This is a genomic window from Kribbella sp. NPDC050820, from assembly GCF_040653975.1.
In the GTDB taxonomy this organism is placed as follows: domain Bacteria; phylum Actinomycetota; class Actinomycetes; order Propionibacteriales; family Kribbellaceae; genus Kribbella.
The window spans coordinates 20,496-40,789 of the sequence record NZ_JBFAHB010000003.1 but is presented as its reverse complement, the minus strand read 5'-3'; the positions used below and the strand labels follow the sequence as shown (position 1 = coordinate 40,789).

At 69.4% G+C, this 20,294-nt stretch carries 21 protein-coding genes; 9 read left to right on the top strand and 12 right to left on the bottom strand.

Annotation, left to right across the window (positions count from 1 at the left end; translation table 11 throughout):
- Positions 1-11: 11 nt before the first annotated feature.
- Positions 12-632: a helix-turn-helix domain-containing protein gene (locus AB0H36_RS04135; protein ID WP_360516167.1), complete on the top strand. Its 621-nt coding sequence runs from the start codon at positions 12-14 to the stop codon at positions 630-632.
- On the opposite strand, the gene AB0H36_RS04130 is transcribed toward AB0H36_RS04135, so the two are convergent.
- Together AB0H36_RS04130 and AB0H36_RS04125 are read right to left on the bottom strand one after the other, a co-directional pair.
- Complete coding sequence (locus AB0H36_RS04130; protein WP_360516164.1) at positions 629-1,291, bottom strand: potassium channel family protein; 663 nt, start codon at positions 1,289-1,291, stop codon at positions 629-631. The two genes, AB0H36_RS04135 and AB0H36_RS04130, sit on opposite strands and share 4 nt — an antisense overlap.
- Positions 1,288-1,824 carry an acyl-CoA thioesterase gene (locus AB0H36_RS04125; RefSeq protein WP_360516161.1) on the bottom strand — a complete coding sequence of 179 codons (537 nt, stop codon included), beginning with the start codon at positions 1,822-1,824 and terminating at the stop codon, positions 1,288-1,290. The genes AB0H36_RS04130 and AB0H36_RS04125 overlap by 4 nt, the downstream gene beginning before the upstream one ends.
- A 129-nt stretch (positions 1,825-1,953) precedes the next feature.
- Here AB0H36_RS04125 and AB0H36_RS04120 point away from each other — a divergent pair, with 129 nt between their 5' ends.
- Positions 1,954-2,916 (top strand): hypothetical protein, encoded by a 963-nt coding sequence (locus AB0H36_RS04120; protein WP_360516158.1) that lies wholly within the window; start codon positions 1,954-1,956, stop codon positions 2,914-2,916.
- Here the strand turns inward: AB0H36_RS04120 and AB0H36_RS04115 are convergent.
- Positions 2,900-3,520 carry a flavin reductase family protein gene (locus tag AB0H36_RS04115; protein WP_360516155.1) on the bottom strand — a complete coding sequence of 207 codons (621 nt, stop codon included), beginning with the start codon at positions 3,518-3,520 and terminating at the stop codon, positions 2,900-2,902. The two genes, AB0H36_RS04120 and AB0H36_RS04115, sit on opposite strands and share 17 nt — an antisense overlap.
- 213 nt (positions 3,521-3,733) lie before the next feature.
- On the opposite strand from AB0H36_RS04115, the gene AB0H36_RS04110 reads away from it, so the two are divergent.
- Positions 3,734-5,041: a threonine/serine exporter family protein gene (locus AB0H36_RS04110; RefSeq protein ID WP_360516152.1), complete on the top strand. Its 1,308-nt coding sequence runs from the start codon at positions 3,734-3,736 to the stop codon at positions 5,039-5,041.
- A 33-nt stretch (positions 5,042-5,074) separates the two neighbouring features.
- Here the strand turns inward: AB0H36_RS04110 and AB0H36_RS04105 are convergent, their stop codons facing one another.
- A complete protein-coding gene (locus AB0H36_RS04105) occupies positions 5,075-6,307 on the bottom strand; it encodes a threonine/serine exporter family protein (protein WP_360516149.1) in 1,233 nt (410 codons plus the stop codon).
- Between the two features lie 271 nt (positions 6,308-6,578).
- Here AB0H36_RS04105 and AB0H36_RS04100 point away from each other — a divergent pair, with 271 nt between their 5' ends.
- The 3 genes from AB0H36_RS04100 to AB0H36_RS04090 all read left to right on the top strand — a co-directional run bounded on the left by AB0H36_RS04100 (position 6,579) and on the right by AB0H36_RS04090 (position 9,185).
- Positions 6,579-7,475, top strand: a complete 897-nt coding sequence (locus AB0H36_RS04100; RefSeq protein ID WP_360516146.1) for an aminoglycoside phosphotransferase family protein — start codon at positions 6,579-6,581, stop codon at positions 7,473-7,475.
- Positions 7,476-7,579: 104 nt separating this feature from the next.
- Positions 7,580-8,614, top strand: coding sequence for an L-glyceraldehyde 3-phosphate reductase (mgrA, locus tag AB0H36_RS04095; protein ID WP_360516143.1), 1,035 nt, complete (start codon positions 7,580-7,582; stop codon positions 8,612-8,614).
- Between the two features lie 118 nt (positions 8,615-8,732).
- Positions 8,733-9,185, top strand: coding sequence for a methyltransferase domain-containing protein (locus AB0H36_RS04090; protein ID WP_360516140.1), 453 nt, complete (start codon positions 8,733-8,735; stop codon positions 9,183-9,185).
- On the opposite strand, the gene catC is transcribed toward AB0H36_RS04090, so the two are convergent.
- The 5 genes from catC to AB0H36_RS04065 form a co-directional block, all read right to left on the bottom strand.
- Positions 9,165-9,449 carry a muconolactone Delta-isomerase gene (catC, locus tag AB0H36_RS04085; protein WP_360516137.1) on the bottom strand — a complete coding sequence of 95 codons (285 nt, stop codon included), beginning with the start codon at positions 9,447-9,449 and terminating at the stop codon, positions 9,165-9,167. The two genes, AB0H36_RS04090 and catC, sit on opposite strands and share 21 nt — an antisense overlap.
- 2 nt (positions 9,450-9,451) lie before the next feature.
- On the bottom strand, positions 9,452-10,618 hold the full coding sequence (locus AB0H36_RS04080) for a muconate/chloromuconate family cycloisomerase (RefSeq protein WP_360516134.1): 1,167 nt from the start codon (positions 10,616-10,618) through the stop codon (positions 9,452-9,454).
- Between the two features lie 61 nt (positions 10,619-10,679).
- The gene (gene catA, locus AB0H36_RS04075) at positions 10,680-11,525 is read right to left on the bottom strand and encodes a catechol 1,2-dioxygenase (RefSeq protein ID WP_360516131.1); all 846 of its coding nucleotides are present in this window, start codon (positions 11,523-11,525) and stop codon (positions 10,680-10,682) included.
- 11 nt (positions 11,526-11,536) lie between these two features.
- Complete coding sequence (locus tag AB0H36_RS04070) at positions 11,537-13,105, bottom strand: 4-hydroxyphenylacetate 3-hydroxylase N-terminal domain-containing protein (RefSeq protein ID WP_360516128.1); 1,569 nt, start codon at positions 13,103-13,105, stop codon at positions 11,537-11,539.
- A gap of 11 nt (positions 13,106-13,116) precedes the next feature.
- Entirely contained in the window at positions 13,117-13,671 is a 555-nt protein-coding gene (locus AB0H36_RS04065) for a flavin reductase family protein (protein WP_360516125.1), read from the bottom strand.
- Positions 13,672-13,798: 127 nt separating this feature from the next.
- Between AB0H36_RS04065 and AB0H36_RS04060 the strand changes: the two genes are divergently transcribed.
- Positions 13,799-14,602 carry an IclR family transcriptional regulator C-terminal domain-containing protein gene (locus AB0H36_RS04060; protein ID WP_360516122.1) on the top strand — a complete coding sequence of 268 codons (804 nt, stop codon included), beginning with the start codon at positions 13,799-13,801 and terminating at the stop codon, positions 14,600-14,602.
- On the opposite strand, the gene AB0H36_RS04055 is transcribed toward AB0H36_RS04060, so the two are convergent.
- On the bottom strand, positions 14,547-15,476 hold the full coding sequence (locus tag AB0H36_RS04055) for a LysR substrate-binding domain-containing protein (protein WP_360516119.1): 930 nt from the start codon (positions 15,474-15,476) through the stop codon (positions 14,547-14,549). The two genes, AB0H36_RS04060 and AB0H36_RS04055, sit on opposite strands and share 56 nt — an antisense overlap.
- Positions 15,477-15,553: 77 nt before the next feature.
- Here AB0H36_RS04055 and pcaD point away from each other — a divergent pair, with 77 nt between their 5' ends.
- Both pcaD and AB0H36_RS04045 read left to right on the top strand, forming a co-directional pair.
- Complete coding sequence (pcaD, locus tag AB0H36_RS04050; protein WP_360516116.1) at positions 15,554-16,345, top strand: 3-oxoadipate enol-lactonase; 792 nt, start codon at positions 15,554-15,556, stop codon at positions 16,343-16,345.
- A 22-nt stretch (positions 16,346-16,367) separates the two neighbouring features.
- Complete coding sequence (locus AB0H36_RS04045) at positions 16,368-17,024, top strand: hypothetical protein (RefSeq protein WP_360516113.1); 657 nt, start codon at positions 16,368-16,370, stop codon at positions 17,022-17,024.
- A 199-nt stretch (positions 17,025-17,223) separates the two neighbouring features.
- Here AB0H36_RS04045 and AB0H36_RS04040 read toward each other — a convergent pair whose 3' ends face one another.
- Positions 17,224-18,201 (bottom strand): TAXI family TRAP transporter solute-binding subunit, encoded by a 978-nt coding sequence (locus AB0H36_RS04040; protein WP_360516110.1) that lies wholly within the window; start codon positions 18,199-18,201, stop codon positions 17,224-17,226.
- Positions 18,198-20,258 carry a TRAP transporter fused permease subunit gene (locus tag AB0H36_RS04035; RefSeq protein WP_360516107.1) on the bottom strand — a complete coding sequence of 687 codons (2,061 nt, stop codon included), beginning with the start codon at positions 20,256-20,258 and terminating at the stop codon, positions 18,198-18,200. Before AB0H36_RS04035 ends, AB0H36_RS04040 begins: the two co-directional genes overlap by 4 nt.
- Positions 20,259-20,294 lie beyond the last annotated feature (36 nt).

The window sequence follows — 20,294 nt, the reverse complement described above, 5'->3', positions numbered from 1 at the left end:
ATACTGTCAGTATGCTCGATCAGCAGGTGAGACTGCTCGTGGACCGCCGCGTGCCGGAGGCCACCCGGCTGACGCCGGCCGGCGAGCGGATCCTGGTCGCGGCGTCGACCTTGTTCTACGAGCAGGGCATCCGGGCGGTCGGCGTCGACACGATCGCGTTGGCGGCCGACGTGACGAAGAAGACGCTGTACGACCGGTTCGGCTCGAAGGACCGGTTGATTGCGGCGTACCTGGAGCGACGCGACCGGGTGTGGCACGAATTCCTGGATGAGCAACTCGCAGTCCGGCGTCCAGCGACGCCGGAAGACGTGATCCTGGCGCTGTTCGCGGCGCTGACGGACTGGGTCGCGGGCGCGCGGAACGGATGTGGCTTCATCAACGCCAGCGTCGAGCTCGCGTCCCCCGACCATCCGGCAATGCCGGTCATCGTCGGGCAGAAGCAGTGGATGCGGGCCGAGTTCGAGGCCCAGGCGACGCTGGCCGGTCTCGCCGACCCCTCCGAGCTCGCGGACCGTCTCCTGATCCTCCACGAGGGCGCGCTCGTCACCTACCGGGTGGCTGCGATGTCGCACGCGCCAGAGGTGGCTCAGCGGGCTGCCGCGGACTTGCTGGCCGGCTGGCCCAGGGCTTAGGTGCTGCTTCGCCTGGTGATGGTGAGTCCGACCAGGCGGGACACGACCATGGCGACGTACCCGAGCCCTGCGAGCTGCTCGAGCATGACGACCGACCTCCCCCAGGCTGTAACCGGGACGACGTCGCTGAGGCCGGTGCTGGACAGTGTGGTGAAGCTGAGGAACAGCAACTCCATCCAGGTCCGGTCGCTGGCGGGGTCGACCGCCGCGATGAAGCTGCCTGGCACCAGCACCTGCACGAAGGTGTAGACGTACGCGAACCCCCAAGCCACCAAGGTGAAGGTCGCACCGGTCGCGTAGAGCTCGTCGGTGCTGACCTCGTGGTCGGCCAGCATGTACCGCAGCAGGCTGTAGGCGGCGTAGAAGTAGAAGGCCGCGTGCAGTACGGCGGAGATGGCCACGACGGGCTGCGTGGGGTTGAAGGCGTCGACCAGCGAGAGGACCACGGCCGGAATGCCCAGGCCGATGCTGACCCAGGTCAGGCCGGGGGTGGAGCGAACCGAGAAGATCGCGAGCACCAGCACGAAGATGCCGAGGATCTCGAACGCGACGCGGCCGCCGCGGGAGCCCTCCATGGCCGGGTAGACCAGGACACCCAGCAACTGCACGAGCAGCAGGACCGCCGAAGGATGTCGTCGCGCGCTGGCGAACCAGGTCATTTGGTGTCGCCTTCAGCTGCCCGCTCTGCGTCTTCTTCGCGGGAGGCGATGATCGCGGCCCGGCGGGCGAGGCGGTGGCTGCGGCGGATCTCGGCCTCGCGCAGCCGGCGGCGGTCCTCGTCGGTCTCCGGCATGACCTGCGGGACCTCGCGGGGCTTCCCGTCCGCGTCGACCGCGACGAACACCAGGTAGGCCGACGCCACGTGCACCTCCGGCCCGACGGAGTCCCACCGGTCGGCCGTGATCCGTACGCCGACCTCCATCGAGCTGCGTCCGGTCCAGTTGACCTGGCCGCTGAAGTGGACCACGTCGCCGACCCGGACCGGCACCAGGAACGTCATCTCGTCCATCGACGCGGTCACCGCGGCCCCACCGGAGTGCCGCGCCGCGACCACGCCGGCGACCGAGTCGACCAGCGTCATGATCACGCCGCCGTGCACGGTGCCCAGCAGGTTGGTCTCGTTCTGGGCGGTGATGTGCGACAGCGACAACCGGGTCACCGAGGTAGGCCGCGACGACGGCGTGCTGGTCATCCTGCTCGTCTCCTCCGGGATCCGACGGGTGTTGCCGCAGACTATCCCGGGCGGTTGTCCACAGGTTCGGAAAGACCGGCCGGAACGGGTGCCATTCCTCGTACTTTCTCTGCCGAGGAGGTGGCCACGATGACCATCGACAGCTCCACCGAACGTGCCCAAGGCAACCACTCCGACCGGCCCCACCCGGTCCTGATCCCGCTCACCCGCGGCCAGGCCGCGCGGTTCGTGCGGCTCGGCCTGACCGCCGCAGCCCACCTCGGCCTCGACCTGACCTACGAGGGCGGCGCGGCTCTCGTCCCGGTCGCACCGACCGCGGACAGCCCGGTGCTCGGCCTGAGCAACCTGGCCCGCCGGGTGTCCAAACACGCCGAGAATCGCTGGCCGGAGTTGATCGAGGACCATTTCACCCAGGTGCTGCACCGCCTGCGCCACGGTCCGCCTCGGCCGCCCGACGATCCAGAGCGGGAGCTGATCCAGCGGCTCGTTCCGCGCCGCTCGCTCCCCGGCGAGTGGGGCGCGGACCGGGTGGACTACCTGCCCGGCCTGCTGTCCGTGCCCGCCACTGCCCAGGACGGCGTCGTGACGATGTACCTCGACCCGGGCGACTTCGGGCTGACCTGGTCGGATGCCGAACGTATTGGCCTGGCCAACCTGCGTCGTCTCGAGGACCACGTCGAGTACGTCGAGCACGACGGCATCACCATCGCGCTGGTCACCGGCAGCATCTTCTCCGCGTCCCGGGCCCTGGTCCTCGACACCGTCCTGCGCGAGTCCCTCCACCTCGAGCTTCCGGAGTACGGCGTGCTCGCCGCCGTCCCCGCCCGCGACCTGCTCCTGATCCACGTGATCCGCGACCTGTCCGTCATTCCGGCCCTGGGCCTGATGCTCAACCTCGCGGCCCGCTCCTACACCAACGATCCGGGGCCACTGTCCCCCGACGTCCACCTGGTCACGCCCACCCTCGAGTGGCATCCCGCCACCACGTCGTCCCCCGACCGCACCCCGCTCCGCCTGTCGCCTCAACTCGACGCCCTCGCCAAGGTGGTCGCCCGCAAAGAGCCCCCACCCGCTGCTAGGCCGGTGGTGTGAAGTGACCAGGCCAGTCGGAGTGGCGGATTCGGGTGATGTCGCGGATCTCGCCGAGGGTCGACCATTCGTCCTTGCCCAGGCGGGCCAACGGGCGCAGCAGCCGGACCTCCGGGTGTCCGTCGACCATCACCGCGGCGTCGACCGCGAGGTGGCGGACCCGGCCGATCACGACGGTCGAGTCGCCCAGTTCGAGGGTGGTGTGGAGGGTGCATTCGATGGCCACCGGGGACTCCGCAACCCGGGGCACGGCGACGGTGCGGGACGGTTCGGTGGTCAGCCCGACGGCTTCGAACTCGGAGATCTCCGCCGGGAAGTTCGTCCCGGTCGCGTTGATCTGCTCGAACAGCGGTTCTGCCGCGAAGTTCACCACGAACTCGCCGGTCGACTCGACGTTGTTCAGGCTGTCCTTCCGCCCGACCGAGGTGAACTGCACCATCGGCGGCTGCACACACGCCACGGTGAAGAACGAATGCGGCGCGAGGTTCAGCACGCCGTCGGCGGACCGGCTCGACACCCACGCGATCGGCCGGGGCACCACCACGGAGTTCAGCACCGCGTAGAACTCCCGCCGCCCGAGCGCTTCCGGATCCAGATCGACACGCACGCCCGCAGTACATCAAATGCGGAGGACGCATCGCGCCCGGGCACGAGGATCGTGGGACGGACCACGCGACGACGAAGGGGGCATGGCCCGGTCAATCACCCGCACCGGACGATGACGCAGGGGCCTGAGACTCCGACGATGGCCACCTGGCCAGTGCCGTACGTCGTGCTCCACACGTGTGGCGTGCCTCGGTGCCGTGATCGGAACAGGGACATGACGGAGCGACGCGAGGTCTACGAAACGCTCGATCTGGCGCTGCGCGTCGGCGAGGTCCTCCTGTCGTCCGGGGCCGGGGCAGCCGACGTGGCGGCGGCCATGCTGGAGGTGACCCGGGCGTGCGGGGTGCGCGACGTGACCGCGGACGTGACGTTCGTGGACCTGACCCTCCGGCACCAGCCGACCAGCCACGCGCCCGCCGCCATTCAGGTTCGCCGGGTGACCTGGCGCCCGCTCGACTATGCGAAGCTGATCGAGGTCGACGAGACGGTGAGCAGCCTCGTCGCCGGAGATATCACCCGGTCCGAGGCTCGTGACCGGTTTTCCCGGATCGTTTCCACCGGCCACCGCCGGCGCCGCTGGGCGGTGACCCTCGCCTGGGGCCTGATGGGAAGTGGCATCGCGCTCACGCTGGGCGGCAGCCCGCTCGTGTGCCTGCTCGCCTTTGTGGCGGCCTGCGCGATCGACGGAACCCAACTGCTCTTGCCCCTGCACCGCATCCCGGCCTTCTACCAGCATGCGGCGGGAGGCTTCGTGGCCACACTCATCGCGGTCACCGCCTCGGCCACGGAGCTCGACGTGGACCCGTCCCGCGTGGTCACCACAGGGATCGTCATGCTCCTGGCGGGAGTCGGCATCATGGGTGCCACCCAGGACGCCCTGAACGGCTTCCCGGTCACCGCCAGTGCCCGGTTGATCGACGCCGTGCTGAACACCGCGGGCATCATCGCCGGGGTGGGGGCCGGGCTCACCGTCGGCGACCTCCTCGGGGTGGGCCTGACAGCCTTCACTCCCGGCGCGGCCGGCCTGGCGGAGGTCGGGGTCACCGTGTTCGGCGCCGCCCTGGCCGCTGCGGCCTTCGCGTTCGCGTCGTACGCACCGCTGCGCGCCGTGGTGGCGGTGGCACTGGTCGCGGCGCTCGGGCAGGGGGTCCTGCTGGCCGTCGACAGCTCTGACGTCGGCCGAACCTGGGGTTCGGCGGTCGCTGCCGTCACCATCGGCGCAGTCTGCTATCTCGTCGCAGGTCGTTTCCGGGTCCCGCCGCTTGTCGTGGTGGTCCCCGCAATCGTGCCGCTCCTGCCGGGACTCGACATCTACCGCGGTCTCGCTCTCTTTGCGGAGGGCAAGGACGGCGTGATCGAGTTGGCCGCCGCGCTCGCCACCGCGCTGGCGCTCGCAGCTGGCGTGATCCTCGGTCAGTACCTGGCACGGCCGCTCAAGCGTGAGGCGCGTCGATTGGAGACCCGGCTCGCGGGCCCACGCATGGTCGGCGCGTTCCGGCGTCGTGGTGCCCACAACACGTAGCCTGCACCCACGGCGGGCGACGCACGAACAGGGTCACGAGTTGGAGGCCACAGCGGGGCGGCTCTGTCGTTGCCAGTGGTCGCTGAGAATGACCCCGGCCGCGATCGCCAGGGCGACGGTGGGGACCTGGAGGGCGAAGTCCGCCAGGTTTTCCAGCCCGGTCACTACGTCTCCGCCGAGCAGCGAGGTTGCGCCCCGGACGCCGAGCCCGCCAACCGTGAGGACGAAGAACCCGCCCAGCAGCAGGACGAGGCGCGGGGGGCGTCGGGGGTGTGCGCCCACCAGGTTGGCGCAGGCACCGAGGGCGGCACCGGCCACGAGTGTGCCGATGACCGCACCGGCGAGGTAGGTGACTCCCTGCTGGACGAGGAAGGTGCCGATGACGCCGGGCACCAGCCAGACGAGCACGCCGGGTTCAGCGTTGAACGCGAGTACCAGGCCGAGGGAGAACACCACCCACCCGGCCAGGATGATGACGAAGGGAAGCTCCGGCGCAGGCAGCGTCTCGACGAGCGCGTCTCCTCTGCCGGTGACGCCGGTTGCCGCGACGATGCCGATCACGATCAGGCCCAGGGTGACGAACCCGAACACGAGCCGGATCGACCCCGCGGTGAGCCGGCCGCCCAGAAGCTCTGCGGCGGCTGCGGACAGGGTGTCGCCGGGGACCACGATGAACAGTGCCGGCAGCACCATGAGCGTTACGCCCGTGCGTTGGGCGAGGCCCGACATCACGGTGAGCCCCAGCGTCGTCACGATGAAGGCTCCGAAGAACGGGAGCAGCCCCTCCAGGGGGCGCCCGGCGGTCAGGACGACGAGCAAGCCCATGACCAGGCCCAAGAGGGCGGCCGCGCCCGCCTCGCCCCAGGTCGCCACCACACTCGGGGCGAACCCCGCCGCGAACAGCGCTACCCCGAGCACCCGCGCCCACGCGGGCCAACGGGGCTTCGACTGCGCGATCGCGTCGAGGCGACGGCACGCCTCGTCGGGGTTCATCGGCTGATGCTCTGCCTGGACGAGAAAGCGCTTGAGGGCAGCGACCCGGTCGAGCCGGAAGATACCGGGGGCCGCCCGCACCACCGCCGCCCGGCCGACTTCCCCGGACGACCGCTCGGTCAGAACGATCTGCTCGGGAAGGACGACCAGGTCAACACCGACGCCGTAGGCCGAGGCGACCTTCGCGACTGAGCGCTCCAGCGTCTCGACGCCCTCGGCACTGGACTCCAGGGCGAGCCGGGCGACGCGGAGCACGACGTCGAACGCGGTCACGTCGCCGCCGATCTCAGCTACCCATGGCAGCGTGGCACCGGAGGAACAGAGCCTCGGTCGGTCTGTCGGCTGCGCTCACATGTGGCCGCTGGCACCCCACCCGCCCTGCTCTTGACCTGCACTGCGTCGTTGCCCATGCGCTTCCTTCCCCGTGACCAGGCGGAGCCGGAACCAACGGTAGGCCGGACGCCCCGCAGCAGCCTCACCCACTGCGGACGACCCGCGGCACAAGGATCATGGGGCGGATCACGCGACGACGAGGGAGGTCCAAGTGGGCGTGGACGACGAGTTCCTGGGCCGTGTCACCGAGATAGGCCGGCGGCATGGCGCTTCGCCGGAGCAGGTGACCGAGGTGGCGGGTGGCGTCGCCAACCGCGGATTCGTGCTCGGCGACGCATTGTTCCTCCGAGTCGCGCGACCGGGATTCGAGGACGACCTGCAGAAGGAGGCCGGCGTCGTCCCCGTCGCGCGGTCGGCCGGCGTCCTGACTCCGGCGATCGTCGAGTACGACGACAGCCGAGGGCTGATCGATGCGCCGTACGTCGTGATGGAACGCGTGCACGGGATCGAGCCGACCGAGGTGCCGGCCGGCCTGGCGGAGCAACTGGCCGTGCTGCACGGCATCGAGGAGACCGACCTTCCCGGCGTACCGCAGGACGACAGTCGCGATCCGTGGCAGACGGTCGACGATCTGGCGGAACGCGGCTACCTCGACCTCGAGACGGCGAACTGGCTGAGCGACTGGTTCACCCGGCTGGCCGACCGGTTCGACCGGAACCAGCCGAAGGTGCTGATCCACGGAGATGTTGCCGCGCACAACCTTCTCGCCGGGCCGGACCGCGAGCTCCGGGCCCTGATCGACTGGGGCGACGCGGCCTGGGCACCCCGCGCCATGGACTTCGCCAAACTCCCCCTCGAGCAGGTCGCCGCCATCCTCCCCGACTACATCCGCCGGACCTGCACCTCCGGCACCGGACGCCCGGCCGCGCGGGAGGACGAGGTAGCCGCGGCTACCCTCTGGTTCCACCTGCACTGGGGCCTCGGCAAACTGACGGCGAACCCCTGGCCCGGCCAGCGCCACTGGACCGCACCCCCGGCGAGCCGCATCCTGGCCCTTCTGAGGTTCGTCACCACCAACCCGCCTGCGCCCTGGTCGGCCCTGACCTGACCCAGCCTGATCAAGAAGGCCGGGTTCTGGGTGTCAGTGATCGGGTTTCTGCTGTAAAACAAGGGAGTTTGAACTTGTCGTGACATGAGGCAGACTGAGGTCTCGTGACTGATTACGTAGCCGCTCAGGACCGGTACGACGACCAGATGGCCTACCGGCGGACGGGGCGCAGCGGGTTGATGCTGCCGGCGATCTCGCTCGGGTTGTGGCACAACTTCGGCGACGACAAGCCGTTCGCCACGCAGCGCGACATCCTGCGCCGGGCGTTCGACCTCGGCGTCACGCACTTCGACCTGGCCAACAACTACGGTCCGCCGTACGGCTCCGCGGAGACGAACTTCGGGACGCACTTCGCCCGCGACTTCGCCAAGTACCGCGACGAGCTGATCCTGTCGACCAAGGCCGGCTACGACATGTGGCCGGGTCCCTACGGCCAGGGCGGCGGGTCGCGGAAGTACCTGCTCGCCTCGCTGGACCAGTCGCTGAGCCGGATGGGCCTGGACTACGTCGACATCTTCTACTCGCACCGGTTCGACCCGGACACCCCGCTCGAGGAAACGATGGGCGCGCTGGACGCCGCGGTCCGCTCGGGCAAGGCGCTGTACGCCGGGATCTCGTCGTACTCGGCGGACCGGACCCGGGAGGCGGCCCGGATCCTGCAGGAGCTCGGGACCCCGCTGCTGATCCACCAGCCGTCGTACTCGATGCTGAACCGCTGGATCGAGGAGGACCTGCTGGACACCGTCGGTGAGCTCGGGGTCGGCGTGATCGCGTTCTCGCCGCTGGCGCAGGGTGTGCTCACCGACCGCTACCTGGACGGCGTCCCGTCGGACTCCCGCGCCGCGCAGGGCAAGTCGCTGAACCCGGACTCGCTCACCGAGGACACGCTGAAGCACGTCCGCGCGCTGAACGAGATCGCCAAGGAGCGCGGCCAGTCCGTCGCCCAGCTCGCCCTCGCCTGGACGCTGCGCGACGACCGCGTCACCAGCGCCCTGATCGGCGCCTCCAGCGTGGCCCAGCTCGAGAACAACCTGGCCGCGGTGAACAACCTCAAGTTCACCCCCGAGGAGCTCGAGGCCATCGACGCCGACGCCGTCGAAGCCGGCATCAACCTCTGGAAGAAGAGCTCCGACGCCTGACGCCCCTGCATTACCCGCGAGACCCCGCCCGGGTTCGACCGACAAGGTCGAACCCGGGCGTTTCAGTTACCAGGGATCCAGCTGGGTGCCTGCAAGATGGCTACTTGGAGGTGGTCTTGTGGGTGAGGGGTTGTCGGGACGGCTCTTGGCAGTGGTCGAGGCGTTGCCGCTGCGGGTGGGGATGCGCGTGCTGGAGGTTGGGTGTGGGCCAGGCGCTGCGGCGCGGGAGGTGGCTCGGCGAGTGGCCGGCGGCGCGGGTGGGTCGGCCGGGTCGGGTGGGTTTGTGCTGGGGGTTGATCGGTCGGGGAACGCGGTTCGGTTGGCCGAGGCGGGGTCGGGGGAGCTGATTGCCGCTGGAGTGTTGGGGTTTCGGCAGGTGGCGGTCGAGGAGTTGGAGTTGGGCCCGGGTGAGGCGGGGTTCGACCTGGTGTTCGCGGTGCGGGTGGGGGCGCTGGACGGGCGGCACCCAGAGTTGGAGCAGGAGGCCCGGCGGCGGATCGCAGCGGTGTTGAGGCCGGGTGGGCGGTTCTTCGTCGACGGTGGCGACCCGCTACGGGAGGTCCAGCTTTGACGGGTGGCGGGCCAGGGGTGTCACCTGGATCCGCATGTACGGGAACAGCGGCAGGCTGGACAGCACCGAGTGCAAGGTGTCGTTGGAGTCGACGTCGAACACGCTGAAATTCGCGTACTCGCCCACGATCCGCCACAACTGCGGCCACACACCGGCGCGCTGCAGCTCCAGCGCCCGCTCCTTCTCCCGCGCGACCAAGTCGGCCCGCACCTCCGGATCGAGATCCGGCGGCAGCGAGACGTCCATCCGGACATGGAAGAGCATGCTCAGTCCTCCCGACTCAGCCCGGTACGGCGAAGCGCCGCAACCGCATCCAGGTCGAGCTCGACACCGAGCCCCGGCCCGTCCGGCAGGTGCAACGCGCCGTCCGCGTAGCGCAACGGCGTACGAAGGATCTCCTCGGCGAACAGCTTCGGGCCGAAGAGCTCGCTGCCCCACGTGACCCCCGGCGCCGCGCATGCCAGCTGCAACGAGGCGGCCGTCCCGATCCCGGTCTCGATCGAGGTGCCACCGTGACACGGAATCCCCGCCGCGGCAGCGATCGCGACGATGTCCCGGGCCCGCCGCAGTCCGCCGACCTTCGTCGTCTTCATCGACCACACGTCGGCCGCGCGCAGCTGCACCAGCCGGAGCGCGTCGACCGGCGTACGCAGGCTCTCGTCCGCCATCACCGGGATCGGCAGCAGCGCGTTGAGCTCGGCCAGCGCCTCCACCTGCTCCCCCGGCACCGGCTGCTCGATGAGCTCGACACCGGCCGCCGCAAGGCGCGGCAGATAGGTCCGGGAAGTGCTCAGATCCCACCGAGCATTGAGATCCACCCGGACGCCGGCCGACCCGCCCAGCTTCTCGGCGATCGCACAGATCCGGCGGGTGTCGGCCTCCGGGTCGAGAGCACCCATCTTGAGCTTGAAGGTCTTGTGCTCACCGGACTCCAGTTTGCCCAGCGCCTCCTCGACCACCACCTCCTCGGGCTCGGCGCCGAGCGCCCAGGTCACGTCGATGCTCGTCCGGGCGAGGCCGCCCAGCAACGTGTGGACCGGGACACCCAACGTCCGCGCCCACGCGTCGTGCAGGGCGACCTCGACCGCGGTCTTCGCGTACAGGTTGGCGTTGACGTGGTCCGCGATGTCCCGCCACACCGCCTCGATCCGGTCGACGCGGGCGCCGGGCAGCAGCGGGGCGACGTACGTGTCGAGGGTGACCTTCATCGACTCGACCGACTCGCCGCCCCACCAGGGCCCGCCGGGCACCACGCCTTCACCGACGCCGACCACGCCGCCGCGGGTGTGGACGAACGCGAGCAGGACCGGTTGCGCCGTCATCGTGACCCGGGCGAACTTGTGCGGGCGCCGCAGCGGCACGTCGATGATGACGGTCTCGAGCCGCTCGACGACCAGGTCGTCCTCGGACACGGAGGTCTCGGAGCTGGACACAATGGTGCCTTTCACAACGAAGTAGCAGAGAACGACGAAGTAGCAGGGAACGTGGCGGGGATCAGACCGGCTCGAGCTCGAAGTCGTACGTCGCCCGCCGGGTGCCGGCGCCGTCGTCGACCGGGTCGAGGATCAGCTCGGGCTTGGTCGCCTCGGCGACGTCGGAGTCCAGCCACTCACCACCGGCGAAGTACAGCTGCGTCGTGATCGTCCGGTGCCCGTCCGCCCGCACCATCAGGTGCAGGTGCGCCGGACGCCACGGATGCCACCCGGCGGCCTCGATCAGCTTGCCGGTCGGCCCGTCGGTCGGGATCTGGTACGGCGCCGGCTGCACGGTCCGGATCGCGAAGCGGCCATCGCCGTCGGTCACCACCGTGCCCCGAAGGTTCCCGTCCGGAAGGTGCGGCGCGAACCCCGAGTAGTAGCCGTCGGCGTCCGCGTGCCAGATGTCCACCTCGGCGCCGGCCAGCGGCGTCCCGTCGAGGTCCCGGACCTGACCGCTCAGCACGAGCGGCTCGCCCTTCTCGTCCGGCCGACGCGGAAGCTCGCAGGACGCGTCGAGCCGCACCTGGTCGGGCAGGTAGTACGGGCCCTCGATCGTTCCGAGCGTCCCGCGCTGCGACGTGGCCGCGACCTCCTCGACCACGTGCTCCACGAACACGTCCATGAACAGCGGCCACTCACCGACCTCACCGACCTCCATCAGCCACGCCTTCGCGGCCTGGAACTCCGGATAGGTGACGTTGTGCTCGCGGATCGCCGCATGCACGCCCTGGAGTACGGCGGTCACCACCGCACTCACGCGCTCGGGCGACGACCCGGCGTCGGCCAGCGCCTTCGCCTTGAAGTTCGAGCTCGCACTCGCGCCGGAGCCGGCGGCGGTCGGGGAATCCTGCACAGTAGTCATGATGCGCTCCTTCAGCGATTCAGGATCCGGCTGACGTCGGTGGGGTTGATCAGGTCGGGGACGGTCCAGCCGTCCAGGTCGTACTCGGCGAGCATCGTCTCGGCGAAGCCCTTCATCGCGGCGGTCTCGCCCTGGGCCTCGGCGGCGAACAGGATCTCGGCCTTCACGTTCTCGTGGTTGCCGGAGTAGTTGCGCTCGTACAGCTCGTGCCGGCCGCCGAACTCGGTGCCGACCGCGTCCCACAGCGCCTTCATCAGCTTGGTCCGCTCGACCGCGTCGTACCCGTTGGAACCGCGGACGAAGCGGTCCAGGTACGGGCGCACCTCGGGGGTCTTGAAGTCGACCGCGTTGGAGTTCAGGTAGATCAGCCCGGACGCCACGTCCTGCTGGATGATCTCCTTCACCCGCGGGTAGCCGCTGATCATGAACTGCCGGTAGACCAGGCCGTAGTCCAGCTTCGGCAGCACGGTCCCGTTCGGGCCCGGGTCCGGGTTCATCGTCATCGCGTCGGCCAGCGCGCGGAACAGGTTCCGCCAGCCGATCACCTCGCCGACCCGGGTCTGCACCCCGCGGAAGTCCTTGCTCCCGGTGCATTCCAGTGCCTTGAGCAACAAACCGGCGATGAAGTCCAGCTTCACCGAGAGCCGGACGCAGCCGTGGAAGGTGAACCGCGGGATGAACCCGGACTGCGGGAAGAACCCGTTGATCTTGTCGACGTCGCCGTACAGGAAGATGTTCTCCCACGGCACCAGCACCTTGTCGAAGACGAAGATGGTGTCGTTCTCGTCCATCCGGCTGGACAGCGGGTAGTCGAACGGGCTGCCCATCACGTCGGCCTGCATGGTGTACGACGGCCGGCAGATGAGCTTCACACCAGGAGCGCTCATCGGCACCGTGCAGATCAGCGCGTACTCCTTCTTCTTGATCGGCAGGCCGTAGTGCGCGATGAAGTTGTAGTTGGTGATCGCCGAGCCGGTCGCCACCACCTTCGCGCCGGACACGATCACGCCGGCGTCGGTCTCCTTCTCGACCCGCATGAAGATGTCGCCGGCCTCGTCCGGCGGCAGGTTGCGGTCCACCGGCGGGTTGATGATCGCGTGGTTCCAGTACAGGACCTTCTCCTGCGACTCCTTGTACCAGCGCTTCGCGTTCTCCTCGTACGGCGCGTAGAAGTCGGTGTTCCCGCCGAGAGTGCCGAGGAAGCTGGCCTTGTAGTCGGGGCTGCGGCCCATCCATCCCCAGGTCTGGCGGGCCCAGTGCTCGATCGCAACCCGGTCCTTCTGCAGGTCGGCGGAGCTGTGCGGGGTCCGGAAGAACGGGTGCGTGTAGCCGCCGTTGCCGGTGTCGGTCGGGACGGTGATCTCGTCCTTGGTGGCCGGGTCGTGCAGGGCGTCGTACAGCCGGGCGGTCATCCGGGTGGGGTTGCGGAACGCCGGGTGCTCGGTGACGTCCTTGACCCGTTCGCCGTAGATCCAGATCTCCCGGTCGTCGCGGATCGAGTCGAGGTACTCGGCGCCGGTCATCGGGCGCGTCGTCGGGGCAGTTTCCTGCTCGACCGAAGCAGCCGTGGTCGTGGTCATGGAAGGTCCTTTCAGGCGTGGGCCGCCGCGGCGAGCGGCGTGAAGACGGCGCTGGCGTCGAACCAGCCGCGGTCGGGGCAGTCGAGGGAGCCGGACCAGTGGGACTCGACCGGTCCGAGGTAGCGGAACCGGCCGCCGTGGAACAGCAGCGGGTCCCGGGTGGTGATGGCGACCGCGGCGACCTCACCGATCACGATGAGGTGGTCGCCGCCGTCGTACGTCCGCCACGGCCGGCACGAGATCGTCGTGGCCGCGCCCTCGAGCAGCGGAGCGAGCGGACCGTCGACCCAGCCGGGCGTGCGGTCGGCGGGCCGCCCGGCGAAGTGCCAGGCGACGTCGAGCTGGTCGTCGGCGAGCACGTTGATCGCGAACGGCTTGCCGGCCAGGTACTGGCAGGCCTTCGAGGACCGGGTCAGCGTGACCTGGGCCAGGGCCGGCTCGAGCGAGACTGCGGTGAAGGCGTTCACGGTGGCGCCGTGCGGACCGCCGTCGTCGCTGACGCAGGTCACCACGGTCACGCCGGTGGCGAACTGGCCGAAGGCGTTGCGGAGCTCTCGTGAGTCCATCGTGCGTCACCTCCTTGTACGCTGTGCGTACAATCTGTACGCGGTGCGTACGGCTCACCATGACGTCGGCGGCACTCGACTGTCAAGAGCTCAACTACAAAAGAAGGAGGCTGCGAGAATGACCGCCATGAGCGAGGAGCGTGACTTCATCCGCAGCATCGAGCGCGGGTTCGCCGTCCTGCTCGCGTTCGACGCCGACCACCCGACGCCGACCCTGGCCGAGCTCGCCACCGCGACCGGGCTCTCCCGTCCGGCGGTCCGCCGGATCCTGCTCACCCTGCAACGACTCGGGTACGTCGCCGCGCAAGGCAGCCGGTGGTCGCTGACCCCACGCGTGCTCACCATCGGACAGCACTACGCCGCCACCCACGGCTTCGTGGAGACCGCGCAACCCCACCTGCTCCGACTCGCCGAGGCGACCCAGGAATCCGCGTCGCTGGCACAGCTCGACGGGACCGAGGTCGTGTACGTCGCCCGTGTCCAGGTGCGCCGGATCATGAGTGTCGCCGTGGACGTCGGCAGCCGCGTTCCGGCGTACGCGACCTCGATGGGCCGGATCCTCACCGCGTGGGCGGACTCCGCGGTCGTCGACGCAGTCATTGCGGCCGGCCTGCCGCGGCTCGCACAGCGGACGATCACGGATCCCACGGTCTACCGCGACTCACTCCACAAGGTCCGCACGCAGGGCTTCGCGGTGGTCGAGTCCGAGCTCGAGGACGGCCTGCTGTCGGCGGCAGTCCCGGTCCGCGATCCGCGCGGCGGCGTCCTCGCCGCGCTCGCCTACTCCACGACGTCCGGGCGGATGACAGCCGAGAAGGTGGTGGCCACCGTCGTACCCCTGATGCTGGAGACCGCCGCGGCGATCACCGACGACCTCAAGCTGGTCGGGAACCCGCGTCCGGTGATCCCGGCCCGCGATGGCTTCTTCTGACCAGAGCCGTCAGTACGTCGAGCGCACGCAGCAAATGTGGAGCGTCGTCATCGGCGCGCGTCCCGACCACCAACTCGACCTGAGCGCGACCGGTCAACGGCCGATACGCGGCCCCCGGCACCCTGAGCTCCGCGACCGGCGCGGGCACCAGCGCCACACCTAGTCCGGCCGCCACGAACGTCACGAGCGTCGACGTCTCGGCAACCTCGTGCCGAACCCGAGGCTCGAACCCCGCCTCCCGGCACAACGCCAGCACGGTCCCCTGTAGCGCGGACCGGCCACCACCCGCATGCATCACGAAGTCCTCGTCCGCCAAGTCCCGCAAGCGCACTCGCTTCCGCGACACCAACGGATGCCCATCCGGTACGGCGACGATCAGCCGCTCGGCCCGTAGCGTCTCCAACCGCAGTCCCGCCTCGTCGACGGGCCGGCGCAGCAAGGCCAGATCGATCTGCCCCGCATGCAGAGCGGCAACCTGAGCCGGCGCCAGCATCTCCCCCTGGACAGCCACCTCGACACCGGGCAGCTCCTCGTGCAGCTTGCGCACCAGCGGTGGCAGCAGGCTGTACGTCGCCGAGCCCACGCACCCGATCACGAGCCGACCCTGCGATCCGGCCGCGACGCGCTGCGCCTCGAGACCCGCAACCGCGACCGCTGACAGGATCTCCCGCGCCCGCACGAGGTACGCCTCCCCCGCCGCGGTGAGCTCGACCCGCCGAGTGGTCCGCCGGAGCAGCCGCAAACCGAGCTCGCCCTCCAACTGACGGATCTGCTGCGACAACGGCGGCTGGGCCATGTGCAGCCGTGCCGCCGCCCGGCCGAAGTGCCGTTCCTCGGCGACGGCGACGAAGTACCGCAGGTGCCGCAGTTCCACCGATTCATACTCGCAGAGTCTTGATCGAGCCGAAATGGATACTTCTTCCTCTCGGTCCGGACTCCTACTGTCGGGGGATGAGCGCTGTCCCGGTCGACCACGTCGTCAGCGGGCGGGCCGACGGGCCGGTCGTCGTGCTGTCCAACTCCCTCGGCGCCACCTGGGCGATGTGGGACGCCAACCTGGCCGAGTGGGAGCAGCACTTCACCGTCGTCCGGTACGACACCCGCGGCCACGGCCGCTCCCCCGCGCCGCCCGGGCCGTACACGATCGACGACCTTACGGACGACGTCCTCGCCCTGCTCGACCACCTCGGCCTCGACCTGGTCCACTTCGTCGGTCTCTCGCTCGGCGGCATGACCGGTATGCGGTTGGCCGCCCGCGCCCCGGAACGGATCGACCGCCTCGTGCTGCTCTGCACCGGCCCACGTCTCGAGCCCGCGCACCTGTGGACCGACCGCGCCGCCACCGTCCGAGCCGAAGGTGCACAGGCGGTTGCCGAGACCGTCGTACGACGCTGGTTCACCACCGAGCGCCACGAGGAGCTCCGGGCCGAGGCGGAGAAGATGGTCGGATCGACGTCGAGAGAAGGCTATGCGGCCTGCTGCGAAATGATCGCGACGATGGATCTCCGGCCCGATCTGCCGTCCATCTCGGCGCCCACGCTGGCGATCGCCGGCGCCGACGATCCGGCCACTCCACCGCATCATCTGGAGCACATCGCGACCACGGTCCAGCGCGGCCGACTGCTCGTCGTACCGCGGGCCGCGCACCTCGCCAGCGCCGAGCGCGCCGACGTGATCACGCCGGCCGTCACCGACCACCTGCGGCGGTTGCACTCTGCGGTGGATGGGCACACGCTGGATTGAAGACCCCCTGGAGGTGGTTGTCATGACCGCTTCGACGCTCGAACTGGCCCTGACCTACGAACACGCCCGGATTCGTGAGCTGGCCGGTCCGGCTCAGCATCCGGCCGCCGCGCACCCGGAGCGCAGGCATCAGACCGACTGGTTCTACGCCATCGCAGCCCAGCACCTCGCCGCGGCCGAGGACGTCCTCCTCCCGCACGTCCGCCGCCTGCCCGACGGCGACGACCTGGTCACCAGGTACGTCGGCAACGCCAAGGAGCTGGAGCGGTCGCTGCGATTCCTGAAGGGACGCCAGTACGGCGACAGCCGCATGCAGGACCTGTCGTCGGACGAGGTGTGGCATTCGATCGACCGGCTGCTCGCCCAGCACGAGCTCATGGAGACCGCGTACAGCCAGCGGCTCAGCGAGCAGATGGACGACACCGAGGTCAACACGCTGACCGAGGAGCTGCTGGAAGCCGAAGAGGTGGCTCCGACCCGGGCACACCCGTACTCGCCACACACCGGTATGGCCGGGCGCCTCGCGCATCGCATGTGGCGGATGGCCGACACCGCGTGGGACAGCGCCGAGGGCCGCGTCGTACCGACGAAGTACCACGTGCACCCGAAGCGCGACTCGGCGCTGTCGCACTACCTCTACGGCACGCCGCTGCCGGAGACCGAGGAAGACGCCAAGTAGGCCGCGTCAGACACGGCCTGGGAAGTGACCAGGCCCGGCGTCCTCCGGATGCCTCCGGAGGGCCGGGCCCGGCCTGCCTGCTCTCACTGCGCCTGGTTGTGAGAGCCGGCTCGGTCCCGCCTTCGCTGCGCCTGGTTGGCGAGGGTGGGACCTGACGTCCTCCCCCGCTGCGCCTGGTGTGCGGGGGAGGACGGTCCGGTTACTTCAACCCGTCGATCGCCTTCTTCGCGCCCGGGTGCACCGGCACCGGGTCGGTCTGGTCGGCGTTCGCGATCTCGATGCCCTTGGCCGCCGCGTTCACCGCGACCAGGGCCTGCTTGTTCTCGTAGACGACCTTGGTGAGCTGCTCGGCCAGGTCGTCCTTCATGTTCTTGCGGACCAGCAGCACGTTCGGCACGACGATGGTCGGGACGTCGGCCGGCTGCTTGTACGTCGCCGCCGGGATCGGCGCCTGGCTGTAGACCGGGCCGTACTTCTCCTGCATCTTCGGCAGCAGGTCGACGATCGGGATCAGCTTCACGTTCTTGCCCATGCTCGTGGTCAGGTCGGTGATGCCGCCGGTCGGCAGGCCGCCGGACCAGACCAGTGCGTCGATCGAGCCGGACTTCATCGCGTCCACCGACTCCGGCAGGCCGAGCCGCTGCGCGGTGACGTCCTTGGCCGGGTCGAGACCGGCCGCCTCGAGCAGCCGGCGGGCGATCACCTCGGTGCCCGAGTTCGGTGAGCCGGTCGAGACCCGCTTGCCCTTGAGGTCGGCGATCGAGTTGATGTTGGCCGACGTCCGCACCGCGACCTGGGTGTAGTTGTTGTAGAGCCGGGTCAGGGCGACGACGTCCTGCGGCTGCTGGAAGCTGTTCTCGCCCTTCACTGCGTCGGCGGCGGTGTCGCCGAGCGAGAACGCGATGTCGTAGTTCCCCGCGACCAGGCCCTGCACGTTCTGCACCGAGGCGCCGGTCTCGCTCGCCGTCGCGCGGTAGCCGGAGACCTTCTGCGAGATCAGCGACGCCAGCGCGCCGCCGAGCTGGTAGTAGACGCCGGTGGTGTTGCCGGTGGCAATGGTCAGCCGCCCGCCGTCGGCCGAGCCGGATCCGGACGGTTCCCGCTGGCCGCCACAGGCGACCAGGGAGACGGATGCGGCGAGCGCCACCAGGGCGGCAGGGAGGCGACGGATTCTCATGAAGCGACGGATCCTTCCGTTGGTCCGGCCCCTGACCGGGGCGGCGGGGTGGGGTCAGCGTTTGTACCGCGTGAGCGCCGGATCAGGTTGATGGCGACGGCAACAAGTAGCAAACAGATTCCGGCCGTGATGGTTACGGGCGCGAGGTAAAGCAGCAGTACGGCGGCCGGCACGCAGACGGCCCGCTCGAGCCAGCCGGTCTGCACGACGATCCAGCCGCCGGTCACCACCGCGAGCGCCGCGACGGCCAGCATCGAGACCGCCAACGTCCACAGCATGCCGCCGAAGGCGCCCTGGCCGAGCAGGTGCGCGCCGTTGTCGGTGAGCACGAACGCGAACGGCACCAGGAACGCGGGCAGCGTGTACTTCCACGCCTGCCACATCGTCGGCATCACCTTGCCGCCGGTGATCGCGGACGTCGCCACCGCAGCCAGCGCGGTCGGCGGCGACACTTCCGACAGCACGGCGTAGTAGAAGATGAACATGTAGGCCTCGGGCTGTGTCACCCCGAGCTGCACCAGCGCCGGCGCGATGATCACCGCGGCGATGATGAACGACGCCGTCACCGGCACCGCGAGGCCGAGGATCAGGACGGCGAACGCGGACAGCACCACGGTCAGGATCAGCACCACGGTGTGGTTGTCGGTCAGCCCGCGGGCCGCGCCGACGATGATCTCGGCCAGGTTCAACCCGAGCCCGGTCTGCGTGGTGACCGCGACGATCACGCCGGCGGTCGCACAGGTCGCCGCCACCGGCAGCACCGAACGGGTGCCCTGGGCAAGCGCCTTGAAGAAGGGCTTGGCAGTCAGTCGGTGCTCACGGTCCAGGAACGACAGCGCGAACTGGACGACCACTGCGTAGACCACAGCCTTGAACGGCGGCACGTCGACCGCCATGAAGCCGATGATCACGAACAACGAGAGGAAGTGGTACCCGAACCGCAGCAGCAGCCGCAGGGCCGAGTCCTGCGACGTCTCCGCCGACCTGGTTCCGTGCCGGCGGGCGTCGATCTCGATCGCGAGCAGGATGCCCAGGTAGTACAGGATGGTCGGGATGACGGCGTACCCGAGGACGGTCAGGTAGGACACCTGCAGGAACTCGGCGATGATGAACGCCGCCGCTCCGAGGGTCGGCGGCGACAGGATCGCGCCGATGCCCGAGGCCGCGAGCATCCCGCCTGCCGGTTCGGCCGGGTAGCCGGCCCGCCGCAGGATCGGCCACGACACCGTGCCGAGCGAGACCGCGGTCGCCGTACCCGAACCCGAGACGCTGCCCAGCAGGAAGCCGGCCAGCGTGACCGTGCGGCCGGGCGCCGTACGGCTGCGCTTGAAAGCGGCGAACGACAGGTCGATGAAAAACTTGCCGGCACCGGAGTAGTCCAGTACGGCGCCGTAGATCGTGAACAGCACGATGTAGCTGGCAGCTACGGCCAACGGCGTCCCGTAGAACCCGGCCGTGCCCATGGTGAACTGCGCGATGATCGCGTCGAAGTTGAAGCCCTGGTGCGCGAGCGACCACGTGTAGGGCAGGTAGCCGCCGTAGTAGGCGTAGGCGATGAACAGCAGGCTGAAGGCCGGCAGGACCCATCCAGTGGTACGACGGCATGCCTCGAGCAGAAGTAGTAGCAGCAGTGCGCCGACCACCACGTCCAGAGCCGTCGGCGCCTGCCGGCGTTCCAGGTAACCGTCGAAGTCGAGCAGTGGGTAGACACAGACCGCGAACGCGAGCCCGGCCAGGATCCAGTCGGTGATCCCGGGGTCGTCGTGCGGCCGGCTCTTGAACGGGTTGAGGAACGGAGGGACCTTCCAGCCCCGGTAACAGAGCAGCGTGATCGGCAGAACGGCTGCGAGAAAGATCACCAGGTAAAACTGGGTGCCTTGTGGTAGAGGGAAGAACACCTGCAGCAACACGCCGACGCTGACGATTGCGCACCAGACCGAAATCCCCAGGTTCAGGGCAGGCCGAAGCCGCCGAGCGGGGCGTTCCTGCTCGTACTCGGCGAGTTCTTCGTCGGAGGGCGCGGCCGAGCCGCCCCCCGTACCGATACCGACAGTCATCCACCGGTTCCTTCCTGTGCCCGGAAGGCTAATGTT

What these genes read in the sequence shown, in the direction of transcription:
- AB0H36_RS04135 (WP_360516167.1), top strand. Translation starts at nt 12, where the DNA reads ATGCTCGATCAGCAGGTGAGACTGCTCGTGGACCGCCGCGTGCCGGAG.
- AB0H36_RS04130 (WP_360516164.1), bottom strand. Translation starts at nt 1,291, where the DNA reads ATGACCTGGTTCGCCAGCGCGCGACGACATCCTTCGGCGGTCCTGCTG.
- AB0H36_RS04125 (WP_360516161.1), bottom strand. Translation starts at nt 1,824, where the DNA reads ATGACCAGCACGCCGTCGTCGCGGCCTACCTCGGTGACCCGGTTGTCG.
- AB0H36_RS04120 (WP_360516158.1), top strand. Translation starts at nt 1,954, where the DNA reads ATGACCATCGACAGCTCCACCGAACGTGCCCAAGGCAACCACTCCGAC.
- AB0H36_RS04110 (WP_360516152.1), top strand. Translation starts at nt 3,734, where the DNA reads ATGACGGAGCGACGCGAGGTCTACGAAACGCTCGATCTGGCGCTGCGC.
- catC (WP_360516137.1), bottom strand. Translation starts at nt 9,449, where the DNA reads ATGCTCTTCCATGTCCGGATGGACGTCTCGCTGCCGCCGGATCTCGAT.
- catA (WP_360516131.1), bottom strand. Translation starts at nt 11,525, where the DNA reads ATGACTACTGTGCAGGATTCCCCGACCGCCGCCGGCTCCGGCGCGAGT.
- AB0H36_RS04070 (WP_360516128.1), bottom strand. Translation starts at nt 13,105, where the DNA reads ATGACCACGACCACGGCTGCTTCGGTCGAGCAGGAAACTGCCCCGACG.
- AB0H36_RS04065 (WP_360516125.1), bottom strand. Translation starts at nt 13,671, where the DNA reads ATGGACTCACGAGAGCTCCGCAACGCCTTCGGCCAGTTCGCCACCGGC.
- AB0H36_RS04060 (WP_360516122.1), top strand. Translation starts at nt 13,799, where the DNA reads ATGAGCGAGGAGCGTGACTTCATCCGCAGCATCGAGCGCGGGTTCGCC.
- pcaD (WP_360516116.1), top strand. Translation starts at nt 15,554, where the DNA reads ATGAGCGCTGTCCCGGTCGACCACGTCGTCAGCGGGCGGGCCGACGGG.
- AB0H36_RS04045 (WP_360516113.1), top strand. Translation starts at nt 16,368, where the DNA reads ATGACCGCTTCGACGCTCGAACTGGCCCTGACCTACGAACACGCCCGG.
- AB0H36_RS04040 (WP_360516110.1), bottom strand. Translation starts at nt 18,201, where the DNA reads ATGAGAATCCGTCGCCTCCCTGCCGCCCTGGTGGCGCTCGCCGCATCC.
- AB0H36_RS04035 (WP_360516107.1), bottom strand. Translation starts at nt 20,258, where the DNA reads ATGACTGTCGGTATCGGTACGGGGGGCGGCTCGGCCGCGCCCTCCGAC.